The sequence below is a fragment of the Paraburkholderia sp. A1RI_3L genome, from assembly GCF_048957895.1.
GTDB classification, from domain to species: Bacteria; Pseudomonadota; Gammaproteobacteria; order Burkholderiales; family Burkholderiaceae; genus Paraburkholderia; species Paraburkholderia kururiensis.
Window position 1 is genome coordinate 172672 of record NZ_JARCHA010000010.1, and the last position, 20431, is coordinate 193102.

Sequence of the window (20431 nt, forward strand, 5' to 3'; positions counted from 1 at the left end):
AAAAGAAACGAGACCCAACCCAACCGATTCACTGAAGCAAGCCGTTGACCATCCTGCCTGGAGATCACCCATGAAGACGAAGTTCGCAATCGCATCCGGCTCGCCCTCGCGAGCCGCCACGAGCGCCGCGGTTCTCGCGAAGCGCTCGGTATGCCGGTGGCTCGCGCGTGCAGCCGGGGCCGCCGCGCTCGCCACGGGGCTCTTCGCCGCCGCGGCGCAGTCCGCTGCCGCCGCGCCGCTGCGCGTGGGCTACAGCGACTGGCCGGGCTGGGTCGCATGGCAAGTCGCCATCGACAAGGGCTGGTTCAAGGAAGCCGGCCTCGACGTGCAGTTCGAATGGTTCGACTACGCCGCCTCCATGGACGCCTACGCCGCCAACAAGCTCGACGCTGTGCTCGTCACGAACGGCGACGCGCTCACGATGGGCGCGAACGGCGCGAAGAACGTGATGGCGCTCATCACGGACTACTCGAACGGCAACGACATGGTGGTCGCGAAGCCGCCCGCGCGCACGCTGAAAGACCTGAAGGGCAAGAAGATCGGCGTGGAGTTCGGTGTGGTCGACCATCTGCTGCTGCTCGACGCGTTGCAGCGCAACGGCATGAAGGAAAGCGACGTGACGCTCGTGAACGCGAAGACCAACGAGACGCCGCAAGTGCTCGCCTCCGCAGACGTTTCCGCCATCGCCGCCTGGCAGCCGAACGCGGGCGAGGCGCTGCGTCAGGTGCCGGGTTCGCGTCCGGTGTTCACGTCGGCCGACGAACCGGGGCTCATCTACGACGTGCTCGCCGTGAATCCCGTGAGCCTCGCTTCGCATCGCGCGGACTGGGAAAAGCTCGCGAAGGTCTGGTACCGCGTCGTGCATTACATCGGCGATCCGGCCACGCAAGCCGACGCCGTGAAGATCATGGCGAACCGCGTGGGCCTGAAGCCGGAGCAATATCTGCCGCTGCTCAAAGGCACGAAGCTGCTCACGCTGCCCGAAGCGCGCGCAGCCTACGTGAAGGGCGACGGTTTCAAGTCGCTGTACGGCTCGAGCCGCACCGCCGATGCGTTCAACGTGAAGTACGCGGTGTACAAGACGCCGCAGGACGTGAATGCGTATATCGATCCGTCGCTGACGGCGGCGCTGAAGTAACACGGCCACGGGCACTGCGCCCGTGACCGCCAAAGAACATTGCTGGAGAACGCCATGGCCGGAATGAGTCAGACGGGATGGTTTGCCGTGCGGCGCGAACTGCCGCCGCGCGCGAAGTGGATGCTCGGGGCCGGCTCGTTCCTGCTGCCGCTTATCGTGTGGTGCATCGTGAGCTATGTGCCGTTCGTCTGGCATCCTCAGATGCTCATCACGACCCCGGGCAGCGTGGACTATTTCCAGCCCGGCATGCGCGTGGACAAGGCCGTGTTCGCCGACGAACTGGAGCACGCGCGGCAAACACACGCCGCGCTGCCCGTGGGCGTGAGCGCGAATCCCGTCTATCTGCCGGCGCCGCACGAAGTGCTGCGCGCGTTCTATACGGCGTTCACCACGCCGCCCGCGGGCCAGGACGGCGTGTGGCTGCACCAGAGCCTCTGGCACAGTGTCCAGGTGATCTTCTGGGGCTTCGTGGTGTCGTCGGTAATCGGCGTGCCGCTCGGCATTGTGTGCGGCACGTATAGCGCGCTCGCGCGGCTTCAGGAGCCGTTCTTCGAGTTCTTCCGCTATCTGCCTGCGCCCGCGTTCGGGGCGCTCATGGTCGCGATACTCGGCATCTACGACGCGCCGAAGATCGCCATCATCGTGATCGGCACGCTCTTTCAGCAGGTGCTCATCATCGCCAACACCACGCGCAAGCTCGAATACGGGCTGCTGGAAGCAGCGATGACGCTCGGCACGCGGCGCCTCAAGCTGCTCACGCACGTGGTGGTGCCCGGCATCTTGCCGGACCTGTACCGCGATCAGCGCATTCTGCTGGGCTGGGCGTGGACCTATCTGATCGTCGCGGAACTGGTGGGCACGAGTTCGGGCATCACCTGGTACATCACGCAGCAGGCGCGCTACCAGCATTTCGACAACGTCTACGCGGCCATCATGATGATCGGCATCATCGGGCTCGGCACGGACCTCGTGCTCGCGCTGCTCGGCCGCAAGCTGTTTCCGTGGGACCGTACGCTCAAGGCGTGAGGTTTCGCTGCACGGTTCGCTGTATTCGCATCGACTCTCAAGGAGCGCAACATGCTGTCCCCGCAATCCATACCCGACTACCTCCTGCAGTCCGATGCGGTACGGGCGCGCTTTGCGCGCATCAAGGCCCGCGAACCCGTGCTGGAGGTTCGCAATCTGGGCAAGCGCTTCGCGTCGCCGCAAGGCGAGCACGTCGCGCTCAACAACGTGAGCTTCACGACGCACCGGCGCGAGTTCGTCTGCGTGATCGGACCGTCGGGTTGCGGCAAATCCACGCTGATCCGCATTCTCGCGGGGCTCGAAACGCAGACGAGCGGCGAAGTGTGCGTGAACGGCAAAGCCGTGGACGGCCCCGGCGCCGACCGCGGCATGGTGTTCCAGGGCTACACGCTGTTCCCCTGGCTCACGGTAAAGAAGAACGTGATGTTCGGGCTGCGCATGAACGGCCAGGGCGCGGCGGAAGCGGAACGCGAAGCGCTGCAATGGCTCGATCTGGTGGGCCTCGAGAAATTCGCGAACGCGTACCCGCATCAGCTTTCGGGCGGCATGAAGCAGCGCGTGGCGATTGCGCGCGCGCTCGCGAACCGGCCGCGCATCCTGCTCATGGACGAGCCGTTCGGCGCGCTCGACGCGCAGACCCGCGCGAAGATGCAGGCGCATCTGCTCGACATCTGGCGCAACGTCGACATCACGATCCTGTTCATTACCCACGACCTCGACGAAGCTATCTTTCTCGCCGACCGCATTCTCGTGCTGAAGGCGCATCCGGGTGAGGTGCAGGAGTTGATCGAAGTACCCGTGCCACGGCCGCGCAGCTACGAGCAGTTCACGTCGCCGGAATTTCTCGCCACGCGCGCGAGGCTCGACGCGCTGATCCATCCGTCGCAATCGCACGAATCGCCCGAGGACGAAGCGCGCGTGAGCCCGCACATGATCCGCATGACGGACGTCAACGACGAGGTGGAGTGAGCACAGGCGCGCCGCAAATAGCAACACTTCACTCGCTCAAGTTTTGTGCAGCCCCGCCGATAAGCGGTTTGTCGGCCCACCGGACGCGGTTCTATCAGGACAGCTGATTTCGAAAACTTCTTCCGGTATGCCGCCGATAGAATCGTCGAGGCCCACACGGTATCCGCGTCATGCGGCGACACCGCAGGGCACCAAAACAGAGACATCCTGGGGATTGCAGCCATGAAACACGCATTGAGCCTCTTCGCACGCGACGAGCGCGGCGTAAGCGCCATGGAATACGCCATCATGGCGGGCATTGTGGCGGTGGCGCTGACGGCTGTCGGCGTGGCCTTTAGCAACAACATCGGTGCGCTTTTTACGAACCTGTTCACGCAGGTGACCGCGGCGCAGAACTCCGGCAGTTCCAGCTAAACGGGATGATTTGATGCGCGCCGGGCTGCACGGGCTTCGTCCACGTGCGGCCTGGCGAGAGCGCGGCCTTTAGCGGATGGCCTCTTCATCTCTTCATCATTTGCTGGCGTCGGCCGTTAATTTCGACTATATTGGAAATATGGAAGAAAACGACGTCATTCGCGCCTTGGCGGCGCTCGCTCACGCGCTTCGGCTTCGCGTGTTCCGCATGCTGGTGGTGGCAGGTCCGGCAGGACTCACGCCAGGCGCCATCGCGGGGCAACTGGACATTCCCAACGCGACACTCTCCTTTCATCTGAAGGAGTTGATGCACGCGGGGCTCGTCACGCAGGAACGCGATGGGCGCAGCCTGATTTATCGAACCGCCTTCGAGCAGATGAATGCGCTGCTCGGCTTTCTGACCGAAAACTGTTGCCAGGGCGAGACGTGCCTCACGCCCGGCGCCGATTCCTGCAAATGCTGAAGGAGAACGTTCATGAAGCGGTTTCACGTCCACGTCCACGTTGAGGACCTTGCAGCCAGTGTCGCTTTCTATACGAAGCTGTTTGCCGCCGAACCCGCGAGGGTGGAAGCGGACTACGCGAAATGGATGCTGGACGATCCCCGCGTGAACTTCGCCATTTCGACGCGCGGCACAAAGGCCGGCGTGGATCATCTGGGCTTCCAGGTGGACCACGCCGACGAACTCGCCGAACTCGCGCAGCGCGCCCAGGCTGCGGACATGGCCTTGCTGGACCAGGGCGAAACCACCTGCTGCTATGCGCGCAGCGACAAGCACTGGATCGTGGATCCGCAGGGCATCGCCTGGGAGCATTTTCATAGCCTCGGCAGCGCGCTCGTCTATGGCGAGAGCAACCGGCAATTGCCGGCTTCAGGCGCCGCCGCTTGCTGCGCCCCGCGTGGCAACACCTCATGTGCGGCCGCGGCACCCGCCGCTGGCGAGCAATGAGGCGATGGCCGCGATGACCATCAACGTACTCATTCTCTGCACCCACAATTCGGCACGCAGCGTACTGGCCGAGGGCATGCTGAACCATTGGGCGCACAAGCTCGGCAAGGACGTGCGCGCCTATAGCGCCGGCAGCGCGCCAAGCGGCCGTATCAACCCGTTTGCGCTGGAAGCGCTCGCAAACGCGGGCGTCGATACCCAGGGCTATCGCAGCAAAAGCTGGGACGAATTCGCGGCAGACGGCGCGCCCCGAATGCGCATCGTCATCACGGTGTGCGACAGCGCGGCCGCGGAACAATGTCCGTTCTGGCCGGGAAGCCCGGTCAAGGTCCATTGGGGCTACGCCGATCCGTCCAATGCGCCGGGCGGCGACGAAGGCAAACGGCAGGCGTTCGAACTCACGCGCGAGGCCATCGGTTATCGCATGCTGCAGTTGCTCGCGCTTCCCCTGGATCGTCTGAACGATGCCGAGCTTCAGCATGCGCTGAACGACATCCTGAAAAGCTGAGCCTTCTTTTGCGAATCGCCTCATGACCGCCACCAACGTCACCGCTTCGAACAAGCCGCCTGCGGAACCGCCTGCAAAGCCGCCTGCCAAGCCGCCCATCGGCTTCTTCGAGCGCTACCTCACCGTCTGGGTCGCGCTGTGCATCGTTGCCGGCATCCTCGCCGGACAGTTTTTCCCGGCCGTTTTCCAGGCCGTTGGCCGCATGCAATACGCCCAGGTCAACCTGCCGGTGGGCCTGCTGATCTGGGTGATGATCATCCCGATGCTCGTCAAGGTGGACTTCGGCTCGCTGCACGAGGTCCGCCAGCACATCAAGGGAATCGGCGTCACGCTGGTCGTGAACTGGCTCGTCAAGCCCTTCTCGATGGCGTTTCTCGGCTGGCTCTTCATCAAGCATCTCTTTGCGCCGATGCTGCCTGCGGCGCAACTCGACAGCTACGTTGCGGGCCTCATCCTGCTGGCTGCCGCGCCCTGCACGGCGATGGTGTTCGTCTGGAGCCGGCTGACCGGGGGCGATCCGCTCTTCACGCTCTCGCAGGTGGCGCTCAACGACAGCATCATGGTGGTCGCCTTTGCACCGCTCGTCGGCCTGCTGCTCGGCATCTCGGCCATCACCGTGCCATGGGCGACGCTCTTGACTTCGGTGGTGCTCTATATCGTGATCCCGGTCGCGCTTGCGCAGATGCTTCGCAAGGCGCTGCTCGCGAGAGGCCAGGCGGCATTCGATGCCGCGATGGCAAAGATCGGCCCCTGGTCCATCACGGCGCTGCTCGCCACGCTCGTGCTGCTGTTCGCGTTCCAGGGCGAAGCCATCCTCGATCAACCTCTGGTGATCGCGCTGCTCGCGGTGCCCATCCTGATCCAGGTGTTCTTCAACTCGGCGCTTGCCTACTGGCTCAACCGCGCAGTGGGCGAGAAACACAACGTGGCCTGCCCGTCGGCGCTCATTGGCGCATCCAATTTCTTCGAGCTGGCGGTTGCGGCCGCCATCAGCCTGTTCGGCTTCAATTCCGGCGCGGCGCTGGCCACGGTGGTGGGCGTGCTGATCGAAGTGCCGGTCATGCTGCTCGTGGTCCGTATCGTCAACCGTTCAAAGGAGTGGTACGAGCGTGCGTAAGATATTCGCGAACCGTCGGATGAAAGGCCTCGCGGCATCGGCTGCCGTACTGCTCGGCACGGCGGTTGTTGCGCCGCTCACCCTTGCCGACGTCACGGCGCGCCAGAAAGAAGTCGCGCAACACGGTGCGGACGTGATGCCGTTCTCGCTCACGGCAACCACTCACATCTTTACGAAGACGGCCGATGGCGGCATCCAGCGCGTCGTCACGAAGCATCCCGACCCGAAGCAGACCGCGCTGATCCGCGGGCATCTCGCCGCGATCGCCCGTCGGTTTTCGGCGGGTGACTTCGGTGCGCCGGAGCAGATTCACGGCAACGACATGCCCGGCCTCGCCGTATTGCGTACGGCACAGCCCGGGGAGTTGAAGATCGACTATCGCGACGTGCGCGACGGCGGCGAAATCGTGTATCGCAGCGAGCAGCCTCGTCTCGTGGCCGCGCTGCACGAGTGGTTCGACGCGCAGTTGTCCGATCATGGGCACGACGCGATGGCAGGGCACGACGCGGGCGCAATGCACCACCATCCGGCGGACATGTCCGGGCAGTGAACGTAGAGGAGCGTCGGCATGAGCACACCTGATGACGAAATTCGCCCGGCCACCGCCACAGACTTCGACGGCGTCCTCGCGTTGCTGGATACCTGCGGGCTACCGGCCAGCGACCTCACGGCGCAAAGCCTCGACGGCTTCCACGTCGCCGTGCGCGATGCCGCCATCGTCGGGGTAGCGGGACTGGAGCAAGCCGGCGATGCGGCCCTGTTGCGTTCGGTCGCCGTTCACCCGCGGCTGCGCGCATCCGGCCTCGGCACGCGCCTTGTCGACGCTTCCATTGCGCTAGCGCAAAAGCGATCGCTCAAAGCGCTTTACCTTATTCCGAACGATGAACCCGCCCACACGTTCTTCGCGCGGCGCGGATTCACTCGCATCGAGCGAACCCACATTCCCGAAGCGATCCGCGGTCTGCCTGAATTCACGCATCTCTGCCCGCAGACGCACCCGTGCTTGTGGAAACCGCTGAATCCCGATTGCTCCAAGGTGCCTGCCATGAAGAAACTCGAAGTGTTCGATCCCGCCATGTGTTGCTCGACCGGCGTTTGCGGCGTGGACGTCGACCCCGTGCTGGCGCAATTCGCCGCCGATCTGAAGTGGGTCGAGGCGCACGGCGTGACGGTGGCCCGCTACAACCTGGGCCAGGCGCCGCAGGCGTTCGCCGCCAACGCCGCCGTGGTCAAGGAAATGGAGGCCGGCATGGAGCGGTTGCCGATCCTCGTGGTCGACGGCCATATCGTGTCGACGGGGATGTATCCGTCGCGTCAGCAACTCGCGCAAAAACTCGGCATTGCGCTGACGACGGCGGAAAAACCGCACATCAAGGCCGGCAGCTGCTGCACGCCGGGGTCGGGCTGCTGCTAGGGAGCGCTCATGTCCCTTCCCGAAACGCAGACCCGATATCTCTTCTTCACCGGTAAAGGCGGCGTCGGCAAGACATCGCTTTCCTGTGCCACGGGCCTTGCCATGGCCGATGCCGGCAAGCGGGTGCTCATTGTCAGCACCGACCCGGCCTCCAATCTCGACGAGGTGCTCGGCGTCCGTCTGAGTCAGCTGCCGACCGCGGTGCCGGGCGCGCCGGGCCTGTTCGCGTTGAACATCGATCCGGAAGCGGCCGCGCAGGCCTACCGGGAACGCATGGTCGAACCGTATCGCGGTGTCTTGCCTGCCGCGGCGATCCGCAACATGGAAGAGCAGTTTTCCGGGGCGTGCACGGTCGAGATAGCGGCCTTCGACGAATTCTCCAAACTGCTCGGCGACCCCGCCGCAACGGCCGATTTCGATCACGTGATTTTCGATACCGCCCCGACCGGCCACACGCTGCGCCTGTTGACGCTGCCTTCGGCGTGGAACGAGTTCATCTCGTCGTCGACGGGAGGTGCCTCGTGCCTCGGGCCGTTGGCGGGGCTGGAGAAGCAGAAGGCGCTGTACGCGGCGACCGTCGAACGGCTGTCGAGCGCAGCGCAAACCACGGTCGTGCTGGTGAGCCGCCCCGAAGTCGCCGCGCTGCGCGAAGCGAATCGCACGCGGCACGAACTGGCCGAACTCGGCATTCGCAACCAGGTGCTGGCAATCAACGGCCTCTTTGCCACAGACCGCAACGACGACGCGATTGCAACTGCCATGGCCCAGCGCGCGCAACAGGCGCTGGCCGACATGCCGCACGAGCTGGCGGGCCTGCCGCAGACGCGCATTCCGTTTCTGCCGCGCGGCACGGTCGGGCTGGATGCGCTGCGCGACATGGCGCATCCCGAACGCGTGCGCATGCCGACCGAACGCCGGATGCCCGACACCGCGTTGCCGCCGGGTCTGGGCGGCCTCGTCGACGAACTGTCGGCTGCGGGCCACGGCGTGATCATGACGATGGGTAAAGGCGGCGTGGGCAAGACCACGGTAGCGGCCGCGATCGCCGTTGCGCTGGCCGGCCGCGGACACGACGTGATTCTCTCGACCACCGACCCGGCCTCGCACGTGGCCGCCACTGTCGATGGCGTCGTGCCTGGCCTGAGCGTCACGCGCATCGACCCGGCGCGCGAAGTGCAGCAGTACACCGAAGAGGTGCTGGCCAAAGCGGCATCGCACCTCGATGCGGGCGGCCGGGCGATGCTCGAAGAAGATCTGCGCTCGCCCTGCACGGAGGAAATCGCCGTCTTCAGGGCCTTCGCGCGCACGGTCGATCAAGGCAAGTCCGGCTTCGTGGTACTGGACACCGCGCCGACCGGGCACACCATTCTGCTGCTGGACGCAGCCGAGGCTTATCACCGCGAAGTAATGCGCACCCAGGGCGACATGCCGGAGTCGGTCCGTCAACTGCTGCCGCGCCTGCGAGACCCGGATTACAGCCGCATCCTGATCGTCACGTTGCCGGAAGCGACGCCCGTTCACGAAGCGGAGCGCCTGAGCGCCGACCTCGCGCGGGCGGGAATCACGCCGTACGCGTGGGTCATCAATCAGTCGTTGCTGGCGAGCGGCACGACCGACCCGATGCTGTGCCAGCGGGGCACTTACGAGGTGCCGTTCGTGCGCCGCGTGGCGGACGATCTGGCGCAGCGCACCGCACTGATTCCGTGGCTCGCCGAGGCACCGGTCGGGGCAACCGGCCTCGAACACGTGATCACGTCGCGGGCGACCACGTAGCGCGTCGATCATCGCCTGATCCCTGATCCGTACCGCTCACCATCCGTCAATCTGTACCGGTACCGTACTGGCTCCTGCCGCTAAACTGGCTCGAAATCGCCAACAAGCCAGGAGCAGCCCCACATGTCCGCAGAACTCCTGAGCGCGCTGCCCGCCGGCATCCTCTTCGCGCTCGTTACCACCATCACGCCCGGTCCCAACAACACCATGTTGCTGGCCTCCGGCGTCAATTTCGGCTTTCGCCGCACGCTGCCGCACATCCTCGGCATTAGTGCGGGCGTCGTGTTGCTGATGCTCTCCGTCGGCTTCGGGCTGGGCGAAGCGTTCCGGCGTTTCCCGATGCTCTATAGCGTGCTCGAAGTGGCGAGCATCGCGTATCTGCTTTATCTCGCGTGGAAGATCGGCACCTCGGGCGAGATCCAGGTGCGCAAGGGCGAACGTCGTCCCATGCGTTTTCACGAGGCCATTGCGTTTCAATGGATCAACCCGAAGGCATGGATGATGGTGCTCACCGCCGCCACCACGATCCGCCTCTCCGCAGACTTCGGCGTGAACGCGGTGATCATGGCGTCGCTCTTCTACGTGATCGGTCTGCCGTGCATCTGCCTGTGGGCCGCGTTCGGCACGGCATTGCGGCGCTTTCTCGCGGACTCGCGGCGGCTGCGCGTCTTCAACGTGGTCATGGCGCTGCTGCTCGTGGCTTCGATGTATCCCGCCGCGCTGCATCTGCTCGGCTGAACGATGGCGGCTTTTGCCGCCTCGTTTCTGCCGCCTCGTTTCGTTTCTGCTGTCTTGTTTCTGCCTGGCCCCGCTCTGCGGCTCTGCTTTATTCCCCCCTCCCCACCCTCTCGCCGCTTCGGCCAGTCCCGCGCCGCCGTCCTCAAGTTTTGTCGGACGAATGTCGATATCCCGTATTCAGACTTCTCTTAACAGCTTCCCCGCAACACAGAATCAGCAAGGCCGCCATCGCGCCCATGGCAGGCCATTGCCCGCGGCACGTTGTCGTGCCGCTGCGCGGCGCATCGCGAAATACATCGACGAATGTGAAAGGAGACCACGTTGAAGAAGCTGTCGATTCGTGCCTGGCTCACCTGGATGGTGGCCTTCTTCGGCCTCGCGCTGCTGGTTGGCGCGGCGGCCGGCCTGTTGTCGCTACGCGCGAGCAATCTCTCGCTGCAGCAGATGTACACGGTGGACACGCCAGCCGTGGCCGACCTGGAAGGCAGTTCCGGCCAGTTGCTGCGGCTGCGCCTCGCGCTCGCCACTTACGCGTCGCTCGTCGATCTGAACGATGAAAAGGGCGCCGCGGCCGTCCTGCAGCGCTTCGATCAGTACCAGAAGAACTCGGACGAGCGCCTCTCCCACTATCTGAGCATTGCGGGCGCAGGCGACGAAGAGCAGCGCCTCATCAAAGACATGCAGGACAAGCGCAACACGTTCCTGCACGAAGGCGCGGAACCCGCGCTCGCGGCACTGAAGGCCGGCGACCGCAACGCGTTCCAGCAGCTTCAGGGCCACAAGCTGCCCTCGCTTTACAGCGCCTACGAAAAGGCAATGCTCACGCTCGAAAAGCTGCAGATCGATCATGGCGCGCAGCGCTACCAGGAAGCGCACGCGCGCTTCTACGCCGTGTGCATCGCGGTGGCCGCGGGCATGGCGTTCTCGCTCGTGCTGGTCTGGATTGCGCGCATCGTGCTGGTCCGCGCAATCGTGGGTCCAGTCGACGCAACGGTCGCGCAGTTCGAGCGCATCGCCGCCGGCGACCTCACGGGCCGCATCGCCACGACCGGCGAGAACGAAATGGGGCGCCTCGCCACAGCGCTGCGCAGCATGCAGGAATCGCTGGTCAGCACCGTGAACACGGTGCGCCAAGGCACCGAATCGATCAATACGGGCGTGAGCGAAATCGCGTCGGGCAACGCGGACCTCTCGCAGCGCACCGAAGAGCAGGCGGCCTCGCTCCAGCAAACGGCGGCGAGCATCGAAGAACTCACCTCCACCGTGAAGCAAACCGCGGACAACGCGACGCAGGCCAGCTCGCTCGCCCGCAACGCCTCGGACCTCGCGGCGCAAGGCGGCGAACTCACGCAGCAGGTGGTGGGCACGATGCACCAGATCGTCGACGATTCGCGCCAGGTGGGCGACATCGTGGGCGTGATCGAGGGCATCGCGTTCCAGACCAACATCCTCGCGCTCAACGCGGCGGTGGAAGCCGCGCGGGCCGGCGAGCAGGGGCGCGGTTTCGCGGTGGTGGCAAGCGAGGTGCGTTCGCTCGCGCAGCGCAGCGCGACTGCGGCACGCGAAATCAAGACGCTGATCGACAGCTCCACAGCACGCGTCGAATCCGGCTCGCAACTCGTGGAACGCTCGGGTTCCACGATGTCCGAGATCGTCAACGCCATTACGCGCGTGAGTTCGATCATGGGCGAGATCGCGGCGGCGGCATCGGAGCAAAGCACGGGCATCGACCAGGTGAATCGCGCCGTCGCACAGATGGACCAGGTGACGCAGCAGAATGCGGCGCTGGTGGAACAGGCGGCCGCGGCGGCGAGTGCGCTCGAAGATCAGGCGCAGCGTCTGAGCGCGGCCGTTTCCGTGTTCAATACGGACGGCTCGCGCCACGCATCGCACACGTCGCACCTGCCGCGGCTTACCGCACCGACGCGATGAACTTCCACAGCGCGTCGTCCGTGGAATACGGCACGTTGAAGCGGAACCACGCGCTCGCGGCATCGTCGGGACGAAAGTAGGAACCGGGCGCAAGCCAGATGCCGGCGCGCAATGCGTCGGTCGCCACTTCGGCGGCGCGCCCGGGTTCGATGGGCAGCCGCGCCCACACGAAGAGCCCCGCGCGCGGCCGGTGGAACACGTCGAGCCCGAGTGCGTCGAGGCGCTCTTCCACGGTCGCGTGCGCAGCCTTCAGCCGTTCGTTGACGCTTTCGACGTGCCGCGCGTACCGCCCTTCCACGAGCACCTTGTCGACAATGCGCTCGATGGCCTCCGACGACGTCAGCCCCACCGCCATCTTCGTGCGCGCCAGTTCGCGCAGCACGTCGCGCTCGGCCACCACGTAGCCGCAGCGCAGCGCGGGCGTGACGGTCTTCGAAAAACCGCCCACGTAGAGCACGCGTTGCAGGCCCTCCATCGCGGCGAAGATCGGAGCGCCCGCGGGCGCCAGCTCGCGGCTCACGTCGTCTTCGATCACCCACATCTGCTGCCGCTCCACGATCTGCAGCACGCGGAACGCGTTGGCCATGGTGAACGTGGCGCCGGTCGGATTCTGCAGCGTCGTGTTGACGAAGAGCGCCTTGGGCGCGTGCGCGGCTACGACGCGCTCCAGCGCGTCGGCGTCGATGCCGGCCGGCGTACGCGGCACGCCGTGCACGGCGAGGCCGGCAAGCTTCAGGATCTGCAGGAAATTGCAGTAGCCCGGATCTTCGACCACCACCGCATCGCCCGGACGCAGCAGCGTGCGCACGACAAGATCGAGCGCCTGCGTGGCGCCATGCGTGAGCAGCACGTTCGAGACTTCGACGGGCAGCCCGTGGCGGTCCAACTGCTCGGCGAGGCGCTCGCGCAGCGGCGCGAAACCGTACGGGTGCCCGTAGTCGCCGAGCCGCGCGGCCGGCACGCGTGTCATGGCACGCAGCGCGTGCCGCAGGCCGCCTTCGTTGATCCATTCGGCCGGCATCCAGCCGCAGCCGGCCTTGATGGGCACGGAGTGATCGGCGAATACGTCCGAGAGCAGCCACGTCGCCGTGAGGCTGGGCGGCTGCCAGCCGGCCGGGCTGGGCCGCGCGGCCTGCGCGCGCGGCGCCACGCGGTAGCCCGAGCCACGCCGGGCAACGACGAGGCCCATCGACACGAGCCGGGTGTAGGCCTCGGTCACGGTGAAGGTGGAAAGCGAATGCGTCTGCGCAAGCTGGCGCACGGAAGGCAGCAGCGCGCCTGCACGCAGCGTCTGCGCCTGGATAGCCGCGGCAAAGCCTTGCACCACCTGGTCTACGAGCGTGGGCGCCGTGCGGCGGCCGCGCTCCAGTTGAAGTTCGATCATCGTCACGGCACCCCAGCGGCAAAGGCGGCTGGGTTGAGTTGAGTTCGTTGGGGAAGGGTTCGCCAGGCGCGGACACGCGGCTGGAAACCAACACAGTCCGCGCAGATCGGCCAGCACAGTTATCAGCGCAGTACGTGAACTGTATATGCCGACATTTAACTCTGGGCGCTACAGTTTCGCTACCTGTTCGAGGAGAAAAAACCATGACTTCGCGCCCTGTCATCGACGATCTGGCGTCTTTCTGGATGCCCTTCACCGCCAATCGCCAGTTCAAGGCCGCACCGCGCCTGCTGGAGTCGGCCAAAGGCATGTACTACCGCACCACCGACGGCCGCCAGGTGCTGGACGGCAGCGCCGGCCTGTGGTGCGTGAACGCGGGTCACGGCCGCGAAGAGATCATTGCCGCCATCACGCAGCAGCTCAACACGCTCGACTACGCGCCGACGTTCCAGATGGGCCACCCGCTCGCCTTCGAAGCGGCCAGCAAGGTGGCGGAACTGATGCCGGCCGGGATCGACCGCATCTTCTTCACGAATTCGGGTTCGGAGTCAGTGGATACGGCGCTCAAGATCGCACTGGCGTACCACCGCGCGCGCGGCGAAGGCCAGCGCACCCGGCTGATCGGCCGCGAGCGCGGCTACCATGGCGTGGGCTTCGGCGGCATTTCGGTGGGCGGCATCTCGCCGAACCGCAAGACGTTCTCGGGCCAGCTGCTGCCGGCCGTGGACCACCTGCCGCACACGCACAACCTCGAACACAACGCGTTCTCGAAGGGCCAGCCGGCGTGGGGCGCGCATCTGGCCGACGAACTGGAGCGCATCGTCGCGCTGCACGATGCGTCGACCATCGCCGCGGTGATCGTGGAGCCCATGGCGGGCTCCACCGGTGTGCTGATTCCGCCGCAGGGCTATCTGCAGCGGCTGCGCGAGATCTGCACGAAGTACGGCATCCTGCTGATCTTCGACGAAGTCATTACGGGTTTCGGCCGGCTCGGCAAGGCCACGGCCAGCGAGTTCTTCGGCGTGACGCCGGACCTCATCACGCTCGCGAAAGCGATCAACAACGCGGCCATTCCGATGGGCGCGGTCGCCGCGAGCCGCCAGATCCACGACACAGTGGTGAATAGCGGCGCGCCGGGCGCCATCGAGCTGTTCCACGGCTACACCTACTCCGCGCATCCTGCGGCGGCGGCAGCGGCCGTGGCGACGCTCGATCTGTATCGGCGCGAAGACCTGTTCGCACGCGCCCACGCCCTCGCGCCGAAGTTCGAAGCCGCGGCCCACAGCCTGCGCGACGCGAAGTACGTGAAGGACATTCGCAACCTCGGGCTCGTGGCGGGCGTCGAACTCGAATCGCGCGACGGCGCCCCGGGCGCGCGGGCCTATCAAGCGTTCCTCAAGTGTCTGGAAGCCGGCGTGCTGATCCGCTATACGGGCGACATCCTCGCTTTCTCGCCGCCGCTGATCGTGAGCGAGGAACAGATCGACACGCTCTTCGGCACTGTGCGCGAGGCGCTCGCCAGCGTGGATTGAGGCTGTACCGCCGCGGCGCCTGGTGGCTCATCAGGCGCCGCGGTGGCGGTTTCACTCGAAACGCTTCACTCAAAACGCTTAACTCAAGCTTCAGTGATGTGTCCGGGCGGCTCGCGTATGAGCCGCCTTTTTTGCGGCCGCTGAACGCCCCGCGGCGCCCTTCGTGCGCGCCGCCTTCTTCGCGGCGGCCGAGCGGCTGGACGCCGAACGGCGGTTCGCGGCCGAGTGCGACTGCTTCGACATCGCGCGATGCGAGGCGCCCTCGCCGCTCTCGCGTTTGAGCACCGCGGTGGTGGTGCGCGAACGCTTCGTCTTCGATTCGGTGCTCGCGCTCTTCGCCCGCTTCGACGCGGGCTTGTGGCCGGCCTCGTAGTCCTTCTCGGCCTTCTTGCGCGTCGCCGTGCTCGTCTTGCCCTGGGCAGGCGGCTTCATGTCGACGCCGGCGCGCCGCGCCTTCGAAAGACCGATCGCGACGGCCTGCTTCGCCGACTTCACGCCGTGCTTGCCTTCGCGCACGTGGTCGATTTCTTCCTTCACGAACGCGCCCGCCTGGGTGCTGGGCGCCTTGCCCGCGCGCTTCGCGCTGCGGGCTCGTTCCATGGTTTTCTTTTCAGGCATGACAGTCCTCCAGAGTGGCTGTTGGCATCAGTCAAGCGAGCAACGGGTATGCCCGGCCTGTGCTGGAGGGTGCGTTCGGGGCGTCGACGGCGTATCGTGGCGGCAGGTGCCAAGGCACGCGGCGCGCATGCGAAGCGCAAGGCGTGAACGAGCGACTCCGCGGAGGACATCATGAAAACATCGATTCGGGCAGGAACGCACATCGACGGCGCGCACTGGATGGCCGAATACAGCGAAAACGGCCATGAAATACGCGTGTTTCGCGAAGGCCACGAGGTGGGCGTGTACGACGCGCCGCCCACGCTGTTCGGCGACGAACAGGAGGCGGGCTCGCTCAGCAACGCGGATCACCGCGCCATCGAGGCAGCGCTCGTTGCGAGCCTGCGCCAGTACGTCGCGGAGCACAATCGCGAAGCGTGAGCGCAGGCGTACTGATCGACGCGCCGGCACCGCAGGCAGCGCCGGCCGCTCTGCCGGCCGGCGACGTCTTCAGGACTTCGCTTCGTCCTCTTCGCGGAAGAGGCGGTCCGCCAGGTGAAACGCGGAATTGGCCGCCGGCACGCCGCAATAGATCGCGGTCTGCAGCAGCACTTCCTTGATCTCGTCGCGCGTCACACCGTTGTTCTTCGCGGCGCGCAGATGCAGCGCGAGCTCTTCGCCCCGGTTGAGCGCCACCATCATCGCGATGGTGAGGAGGCTGCGCGTGTGGCGCGGCAAGCCTTCGCGCGTCCAGATCTCGCCCCACGCATAACGCGTGATGAAGTTCTGGAATTCCTCGGTCAATTCCGTGCGGTTCGCGAGCGACCGGTCGACGTGCGCGTCGCCCAGCACGGCCCGGCGCACGCCCATGCCGGCCTGATAGCGTTCGTCGTCGTTCATGCCTGCTCCGTGAGGAAGTCGAGCACGGTCTTCGTGTACGCGTCGGCCTGCTCGATGTTGGAAATGTGCGAGGCGTCGAGTTCGACGTAGCGCGCCCCGGCAATCGACGCCGCCAGTTCGCGGCCTTGCGCAGGCGTGGCGGCCACGTCGTGGGTGCCGGAGATGACGAGCGCGGGCGTGCGGATGGCGGAGGTTTCGCCGCGCAGGTCGGTCGCGTTGAGCGCATCGCAATTCGACGCGTAGCCTTCGTTGTCGGTATGCACGAAGACATCGCGAATGAACGCGAAAACGAGCGGCTCGCGCGCGACGAGCGCCGGCGTGAACCAGCGTGCGAGCACGGCGTCGGCGAGCGCGGCCATGCCTTCGCTGCGCGCACGCTGGGCACGTGGGCCCCACACCTCGGGCGAGCCGATCTTCGCCGCCGTATTGCAGAGCGCGATGCGGCCAATGCGCGCGCTGTGCCGCGCGGCGAGGCCCACGCCCGTCAGGCCGCCCATCGAGACGCCGCAGAAATGCGCCTTCTCGATGTCGAGCGCATCCAGCAGACCCACCACGTCGCCCGTCAGTTGCTCGATGGTGTACGGGCCCGGCGGCACGTCGGAATGGCCGTGACCGCGCGTGTCGTAGCGCAGCACGCGGAAGTGCTTCGCGAAGGCGGCGACCTGCGGCGTCCACATGGAAAGGTCGCTGCCCAGCGAGTTCGACAGCACGAGCCAGGGCGCGTCGCTGCGCTCGCCGTCGACGCGGTAGTGCAGCTTCGTGCCATTTACGGTGGCGTACGGCATGAATCGCTACTCCTTTTTTCAGGGTTGTTCGTTCGACGCAGCCACGGATGACGGCGGCGCCCAGGCCGCATGCCGCGCAAGCACGGCATCGACGAAGGCCTGCGCCTCGCCTGCGTAATGGGCCGGATCGAGCAGCGAGCGCAGCTGCGCGGCTTCGAGATGACGCGTGACGGCGGGGTCTTCAGCAAGCACGTCGAAGAGCGGCCGGCGCGCCTGCACGGCGGCTTTGGATGCCTTCTCCACGAGATGATGCGCATCGAGCCGGCCGATGCGATCGCCCAGCGCAAGCATCACGGCCTCGCCCAGAATCAGCCCGTGCGTGGCGTCGAGATTCGCGGCAAGGCGCGCAGTGTCCACCTCGAGCCCCGAGGCAATCTGTTCGATGTTCGCGAGCGCACCGCCCGCCAGCCGCGCGAGATCGGGCAGCGCGTCCCACTCGGCCTGCCAGCCGCCCAGGGCGCGCTCGTGCTCCTGGACCATGCCGGCCAACACGGTGGCTACGAGTCCAGGCGCGCGCGTCGCGGCGGTGAGCACCGCGGCGCAGCCCACGGGATTGCGCTTGTGCGGCATGGTGGACGATCCGCCCTTGCCGGCCGCCGCAGGCTCCGCGAGTTCGCCGATCTCGGTCTGCATCTGCAGCGAGATGTCGCGCGCAATCTTGCCGAGCGTGCCGATCAACATGCCGAAGAACGAGGCGGCCTCCGCGATGCGGTCGCGCTGCGTGTGCCACGGCAACGCGGGCTGCGCGAGCCGCAGTTCTTGCGCGAGCGATGCGCTTATGGCCGGAGCCGCATCGCGCAGACTCGCCAGCGTGCCCGCCGCGCCGCCGAATTGCAGCACCAACGCCCGCTCGCGCAGCGCAGCAAGACGGTCGCGATGGCGCAGCAAGGCGTCGAGCCATTGCGCGAACTTGAGGCCGAGCGTGATAGGCAGCGCCTGCTGGAGCCACGTGCGCCCAACCGCCGGCGTCGCACGATGCGCACGCGCGAGGTTGGCGAGCACCGCGCAGGTGGATTGCAGCGTGTGGTCGATCAGGTGGAGCGCGGCGCGCAGTTGCAGCACGGTGGCCGTGTCGATGATGTCCTGGCTCGTCGCGCCCCAATGGACGTACTTCGCGGCTTCGGCATCGGCGGCCTTGACGCGCGCCGTGAGCTGGCGAACGAGCGGAATGGCGAGGTTGCCGCCGAGCGCGGCATCGCGGGCGAGGGCATCGGCATCGAGTGCATCGGCCTGGCAAGCCGCGACGATGGGCGCCACAGCTTGCGGCGGAATCACGCCGTGCGCGGCGCACGCCCGCGCGAGCGCGGCTTCGACATCGAGCATGCGCTGCAACGTGGCGCGCGGCGACCAGATGTCGTTCATCGCCTGCGTGCCGCAGATCAGGCCGGTCAGGCGTTCGATACGGTCGAGACGTTCGGGCATGGTGACGGAAATCCCGTTGGCAGTCGGATGGAGCGTGGCGGCGCCGTGCGGATGCGTCGGCAGGCGAAGCGCCAGTCAGATCGCCACGCAGACGGCAGCGTGACGCTCATTGTCGCCCAACTACCGTGCGCTGACCGCTTGCTCGTGCGCGCCGCCGCGGGCAGTGACGCGCCGCGCGGCCCGTTAAGGCCGCGCGGCGGCCCTGCGTGGCGTCGATGAGCGGCACGCCCGTCAGACGCTGCAATTCGTCGAAGCCGATATCCGGGAAGATCTCGCGCACCGCCAGGCCTTCGGGCGTCACGTCGAGCACGGCGAGATCGGTATAGATGCGGTCCACGCAGCCCACACCCGTGACCGGATACGAACACGTCTGAACGATCTTGCTTTCGCCTTGCTTGGTGAGGTGCTCCATCATCACAAAGACCTGCTTTGCGCCGATGGCGAGGTCCATCGCGCCGCCCACGGCCGGAATCGCATCCGGTGCGCCGGTGTGCCAGTTCGCGAGGTCGCCCGTCGCCGATACCTGGAACGCGCCCAGCACGCAGTAGTCGAGATGGCCGCCGCGCATCATCGCGAACGAATCGGCATGGTGGAAGAACGCGCCGCCCGTGAGCAGCGTGACGTGCTGCTTGCCGGCGTTGATGAGTTCGTCGTCCTCTTCGCCCGGCGCGGGCGCGGGGCCCATGCCGAGCAGTCCGTTCTCGCTGTGCAGGAAGATTTCCTTGTCGGCATCCAGATGGTTCGCGACCAGCGTGGGCACACCGATGCCGAGGTTCACGTAGGCGCCTTCGGGAATATCGCGTGCGACGCGCTTCGCCATTTCATCGCGGGTAAGTCGTTTCATGAAGTGTCTCCGTCCTTCAGGCTGCCTGTTGCGACCGTGGCGACCGTTGCGCGGCGTGCGCCGCCTGCGGCACCTCGATCACGCGCTGCACGAAGATGCCGGGCGTGACGATCACTTCGGGATCGAGCCCGCCCAGCGGCACAACTTCCGAAACCTGCGCGATGGCGACCTTCGCGGCGCTCGCCATGATGGGCCCGAAGTTGCGCGCCGTCTTGCGGTAGACCAGGTTGCCCCAGCGGTCGCCCTTATACGCCTTGATGAGCGCGAAGTCCGCATGCAGCGGCGATTCGAATACGTAGTGCTTGCCGTCGATCAGGCGCGTTTCCTTGCCTTCGGCCAGCTTCGTGCCGTAGCCCGTGGGCGTGAAGAAACCGCCAATGCCCGCGCCCGCCGCGCGAATGCGTTCCGCGAGATTGCCCTGCGGCACCAGTTCCAGTTCGATTTCGCCGGCGCGATAGAGGCCGTCGAACACCCACGAATCCGTTTGCCGCGGGAACGAGCAGATGATCTTGCGCACGCGCTTGGCCTTCAGCAAAGCCGCGAGACCGGTGTCGCCGTTGCCGGCGTTGTTGTTCACGATGGTGAGTTCACGCGCGCCTTGCTCGATGAGCACGTCGATCAGTTCCGACGGCATGCCCGCCGTACCGAAGCCGCCGATCATCACGGTGGCGCCGTCGTGAATATCGGCCACGGCCGACTGAAGCGACTCGAAAATCTTGTTGATCATGCCAGGTCCTCGGCCATTCCATGCCATTCCGGGCGATGCCCGACGTTGCTGCGCAGCGCCGCTCATTCACTACACGGGCACCGCTCCAACCGCGAATCACGCTGCTGGTTCACAAGAAACGGCAGCGTGCGCTGGAAGTGTTCGTCTCGCGTTGTTGTTCGTATATAGAACTACGATTCGATTAACGAACATCTCGGCGCATTATCGGAGGCGCTGACGCGCCTTGTCAAGGCAGGGGCTTCCATGAGCAAAAAGGCCGTCC

General features: G+C 66.0%; 21 protein-coding genes and 1 pseudogene. 15 read left to right on the forward strand and 7 right to left on the reverse strand.

From position 1 onward, the window contains the following. The first annotated feature begins 70 nt into the window (after window positions 1-70). The 13 genes from PXJ20_RS24455 to PXJ20_RS24515 all read left to right on the forward strand — a co-directional run bounded on the left by PXJ20_RS24455 (window position 71) and on the right by PXJ20_RS24515 (window position 11978). Window positions 71-1138, forward strand: coding sequence for an ABC transporter substrate-binding protein (locus tag PXJ20_RS24455; RefSeq protein ID WP_240658913.1), 1068 nt, complete (start codon window positions 71-73; stop codon window positions 1136-1138). Window positions 1139-1192: 54 nt separating this feature from the next. Continuing rightward, window positions 1193-2164, forward strand: a complete 972-nt coding sequence (locus PXJ20_RS24460; protein WP_421031824.1) for an ABC transporter permease — start codon at window positions 1193-1195, stop codon at window positions 2162-2164. Between the two features lie 51 nt (window positions 2165-2215). Then, window positions 2216-3133 (forward strand): ABC transporter ATP-binding protein, encoded by a 918-nt coding sequence (locus PXJ20_RS24465; RefSeq protein WP_421031823.1) that lies wholly within the window; start codon window positions 2216-2218, stop codon window positions 3131-3133. Window positions 3134-3355: 222 nt separating this feature from the next. Further along, window positions 3356-3547, forward strand: coding sequence for a Flp family type IVb pilin (locus PXJ20_RS24470; protein WP_026121470.1), 192 nt, complete (start codon window positions 3356-3358; stop codon window positions 3545-3547). 139 nt (window positions 3548-3686) lie between these two features. Next, complete coding sequence (locus PXJ20_RS24475) at window positions 3687-4010, forward strand: ArsR/SmtB family transcription factor (protein ID WP_017774952.1); 324 nt, start codon at window positions 3687-3689, stop codon at window positions 4008-4010. A gap of 12 nt (window positions 4011-4022) precedes the next feature. Continuing rightward, window positions 4023-4496, forward strand: a complete 474-nt coding sequence (locus PXJ20_RS24480) for an ArsI/CadI family heavy metal resistance metalloenzyme (protein ID WP_421031822.1) — start codon at window positions 4023-4025, stop codon at window positions 4494-4496. Between the two features lie 13 nt (window positions 4497-4509). Beyond that, window positions 4510-5004: an arsenate reductase ArsC gene (locus tag PXJ20_RS24485; protein ID WP_421031821.1), complete on the forward strand. Its 495-nt coding sequence runs from the start codon at window positions 4510-4512 to the stop codon at window positions 5002-5004. Window positions 5005-5026: 22 nt separating this feature from the next. Then, a complete protein-coding gene (gene arsB / locus PXJ20_RS24490; protein WP_421031820.1) occupies window positions 5027-6121 on the forward strand; it encodes an ACR3 family arsenite efflux transporter in 1095 nt (364 codons plus the stop codon). A gap of 19 nt (window positions 6122-6140) precedes the next feature. Continuing rightward, on the forward strand, window positions 6141-6671 hold the full coding sequence (locus PXJ20_RS24495) for an aspartate carbamoyltransferase (protein WP_421032633.1): 531 nt from the start codon (window positions 6141-6143) through the stop codon (window positions 6669-6671). 18 nt (window positions 6672-6689) lie between these two features. Next, on the forward strand, window positions 6690-7535 hold the full coding sequence (gene arsD, locus PXJ20_RS24500) for an arsenite efflux transporter metallochaperone ArsD (protein ID WP_421031819.1): 846 nt from the start codon (window positions 6690-6692) through the stop codon (window positions 7533-7535). Between the two features lie 9 nt (window positions 7536-7544). After that, window positions 7545-9308, forward strand: a complete 1764-nt coding sequence (arsA, locus tag PXJ20_RS24505; RefSeq protein WP_421031818.1) for an arsenical pump-driving ATPase — start codon at window positions 7545-7547, stop codon at window positions 9306-9308. 123 nt (window positions 9309-9431) lie between these two features. Next, entirely contained in the window at window positions 9432-10046 is a 615-nt protein-coding gene (locus PXJ20_RS24510; protein ID WP_017774945.1) for a LysE family translocator, read from the forward strand. Between the two features lie 321 nt (window positions 10047-10367). Further along, complete coding sequence (locus tag PXJ20_RS24515; RefSeq protein ID WP_421031817.1) at window positions 10368-11978, forward strand: methyl-accepting chemotaxis protein; 1611 nt, start codon at window positions 10368-10370, stop codon at window positions 11976-11978. On the opposite strand, the gene PXJ20_RS24520 is transcribed toward PXJ20_RS24515, so the two are convergent. Beyond that, window positions 11959-13362 carry a PLP-dependent aminotransferase family protein gene (locus tag PXJ20_RS24520; RefSeq protein WP_026121466.1) on the reverse strand — a complete coding sequence of 468 codons (1404 nt, stop codon included), beginning with the start codon at window positions 13360-13362 and terminating at the stop codon, window positions 11959-11961. The two genes, PXJ20_RS24515 and PXJ20_RS24520, sit on opposite strands and share 20 nt — an antisense overlap. Window positions 13363-13565: 203 nt before the next feature. Here PXJ20_RS24520 and PXJ20_RS24525 point away from each other — a divergent pair, with 203 nt between their 5' ends. Continuing rightward, a complete protein-coding gene (locus PXJ20_RS24525; protein WP_421031816.1) occupies window positions 13566-14894 on the forward strand; it encodes an aspartate aminotransferase family protein in 1329 nt (442 codons plus the stop codon). Window positions 14895-14984: 90 nt separating this feature from the next. Here the strand turns inward: PXJ20_RS24525 and PXJ20_RS24530 are convergent, their stop codons facing one another. After that, entirely contained in the window at window positions 14985-15512 is a 528-nt protein-coding gene (locus PXJ20_RS24530; RefSeq protein ID WP_017774941.1) for a DUF6496 domain-containing protein, read from the reverse strand. Window positions 15513-15683: 171 nt separating this feature from the next. Here PXJ20_RS24530 and PXJ20_RS24535 point away from each other — a divergent pair, with 171 nt between their 5' ends. Then, window positions 15684-15932, forward strand: a complete 249-nt coding sequence (locus tag PXJ20_RS24535) for a hypothetical protein (RefSeq protein ID WP_199540952.1) — start codon at window positions 15684-15686, stop codon at window positions 15930-15932. Window positions 15933-16001: 69 nt separating this feature from the next. On the opposite strand, the gene pcaC is transcribed toward PXJ20_RS24535, so the two are convergent. From pcaC to PXJ20_RS24560, 5 genes and pseudogenes are all read right to left on the reverse strand, one after another. Then, a complete protein-coding gene (gene pcaC / locus PXJ20_RS24540) occupies window positions 16002-16391 on the reverse strand; it encodes a 4-carboxymuconolactone decarboxylase (RefSeq protein ID WP_042300228.1) in 390 nt (129 codons plus the stop codon). After that, the gene (gene pcaD, locus PXJ20_RS24545; RefSeq protein ID WP_421031815.1) at window positions 16388-17176 is read right to left on the reverse strand and encodes a 3-oxoadipate enol-lactonase; all 789 of its coding nucleotides are present in this window, start codon (window positions 17174-17176) and stop codon (window positions 16388-16390) included. The genes pcaC and pcaD overlap by 4 nt, the downstream gene beginning before the upstream one ends. Window positions 17177-17194: 18 nt before the next feature. Then, the gene (locus tag PXJ20_RS24550) at window positions 17195-18598 is read right to left on the reverse strand and encodes a 3-carboxy-cis,cis-muconate cycloisomerase (protein ID WP_421031814.1); all 1404 of its coding nucleotides are present in this window, start codon (window positions 18596-18598) and stop codon (window positions 17195-17197) included. Between the two features lie 202 nt (window positions 18599-18800). Continuing rightward, window positions 18801-19442 (reverse strand): annotated as a pseudogene (locus PXJ20_RS24555) (CoA transferase subunit B); the annotation flags it as partial. A gap of 16 nt (window positions 19443-19458) precedes the next feature. Next, window positions 19459-20169, reverse strand: coding sequence for a 3-oxoacid CoA-transferase subunit A (locus tag PXJ20_RS24560; RefSeq protein WP_421031813.1), 711 nt, complete (start codon window positions 20167-20169; stop codon window positions 19459-19461). Between the last annotated feature and the right edge of the window lie 262 nt (window positions 20170-20431).

Bases quoted from the DNA above. Each gene is read 5' to 3' on its own strand.
- PXJ20_RS24495 (WP_421032633.1), top strand. From the start codon at position 6,141: ATGAAAGGCCTCGCGGCATCGGCTGCCGTACTGCTCGGCACGGCGGTT.
- PXJ20_RS24550 (WP_421031814.1), bottom strand. From the start codon at position 18,598: ATGCCCGAACGTCTCGACCGTATCGAACGCCTGACCGGCCTGATCTGC.
- PXJ20_RS24465 (WP_421031823.1), top strand. From the start codon at position 2,216: ATGCTGTCCCCGCAATCCATACCCGACTACCTCCTGCAGTCCGATGCG.
- pcaC (WP_042300228.1), bottom strand. From the start codon at position 16,391: ATGAACGACGACGAACGCTATCAGGCCGGCATGGGCGTGCGCCGGGCC.
- PXJ20_RS24525 (WP_421031816.1), top strand. From the start codon at position 13,566: ATGACTTCGCGCCCTGTCATCGACGATCTGGCGTCTTTCTGGATGCCC.
- PXJ20_RS24485 (WP_421031821.1), top strand. From the start codon at position 4,510: ATGACCATCAACGTACTCATTCTCTGCACCCACAATTCGGCACGCAGC.
- PXJ20_RS24520 (WP_026121466.1), bottom strand. From the start codon at position 13,362: ATGATCGAACTTCAACTGGAGCGCGGCCGCCGCACGGCGCCCACGCTC.
- PXJ20_RS24530 (WP_017774941.1), bottom strand. From the start codon at position 15,512: ATGCCTGAAAAGAAAACCATGGAACGAGCCCGCAGCGCGAAGCGCGCG.
- pcaD (WP_421031815.1), bottom strand. From the start codon at position 17,176: ATGCCGTACGCCACCGTAAATGGCACGAAGCTGCACTACCGCGTCGAC.
- PXJ20_RS24460 (WP_421031824.1), top strand. From the start codon at position 1,193: ATGGCCGGAATGAGTCAGACGGGATGGTTTGCCGTGCGGCGCGAACTG.
- PXJ20_RS24475 (WP_017774952.1), top strand. From the start codon at position 3,687: ATGGAAGAAAACGACGTCATTCGCGCCTTGGCGGCGCTCGCTCACGCG.
- PXJ20_RS24560 (WP_421031813.1), bottom strand. From the start codon at position 20,169: ATGATCAACAAGATTTTCGAGTCGCTTCAGTCGGCCGTGGCCGATATT.
- PXJ20_RS24470 (WP_026121470.1), top strand. From the start codon at position 3,356: ATGAAACACGCATTGAGCCTCTTCGCACGCGACGAGCGCGGCGTAAGC.
- PXJ20_RS24455 (WP_240658913.1), top strand. From the start codon at position 71: ATGAAGACGAAGTTCGCAATCGCATCCGGCTCGCCCTCGCGAGCCGCC.
- arsD (WP_421031819.1), top strand. From the start codon at position 6,690: ATGAGCACACCTGATGACGAAATTCGCCCGGCCACCGCCACAGACTTC.
- PXJ20_RS24510 (WP_017774945.1), top strand. From the start codon at position 9,432: ATGTCCGCAGAACTCCTGAGCGCGCTGCCCGCCGGCATCCTCTTCGCG.
- arsA (WP_421031818.1), top strand. From the start codon at position 7,545: ATGTCCCTTCCCGAAACGCAGACCCGATATCTCTTCTTCACCGGTAAA.
- arsB (WP_421031820.1), top strand. From the start codon at position 5,027: ATGACCGCCACCAACGTCACCGCTTCGAACAAGCCGCCTGCGGAACCG.
- PXJ20_RS24480 (WP_421031822.1), top strand. From the start codon at position 4,023: ATGAAGCGGTTTCACGTCCACGTCCACGTTGAGGACCTTGCAGCCAGT.
- PXJ20_RS24535 (WP_199540952.1), top strand. From the start codon at position 15,684: ATGAAAACATCGATTCGGGCAGGAACGCACATCGACGGCGCGCACTGG.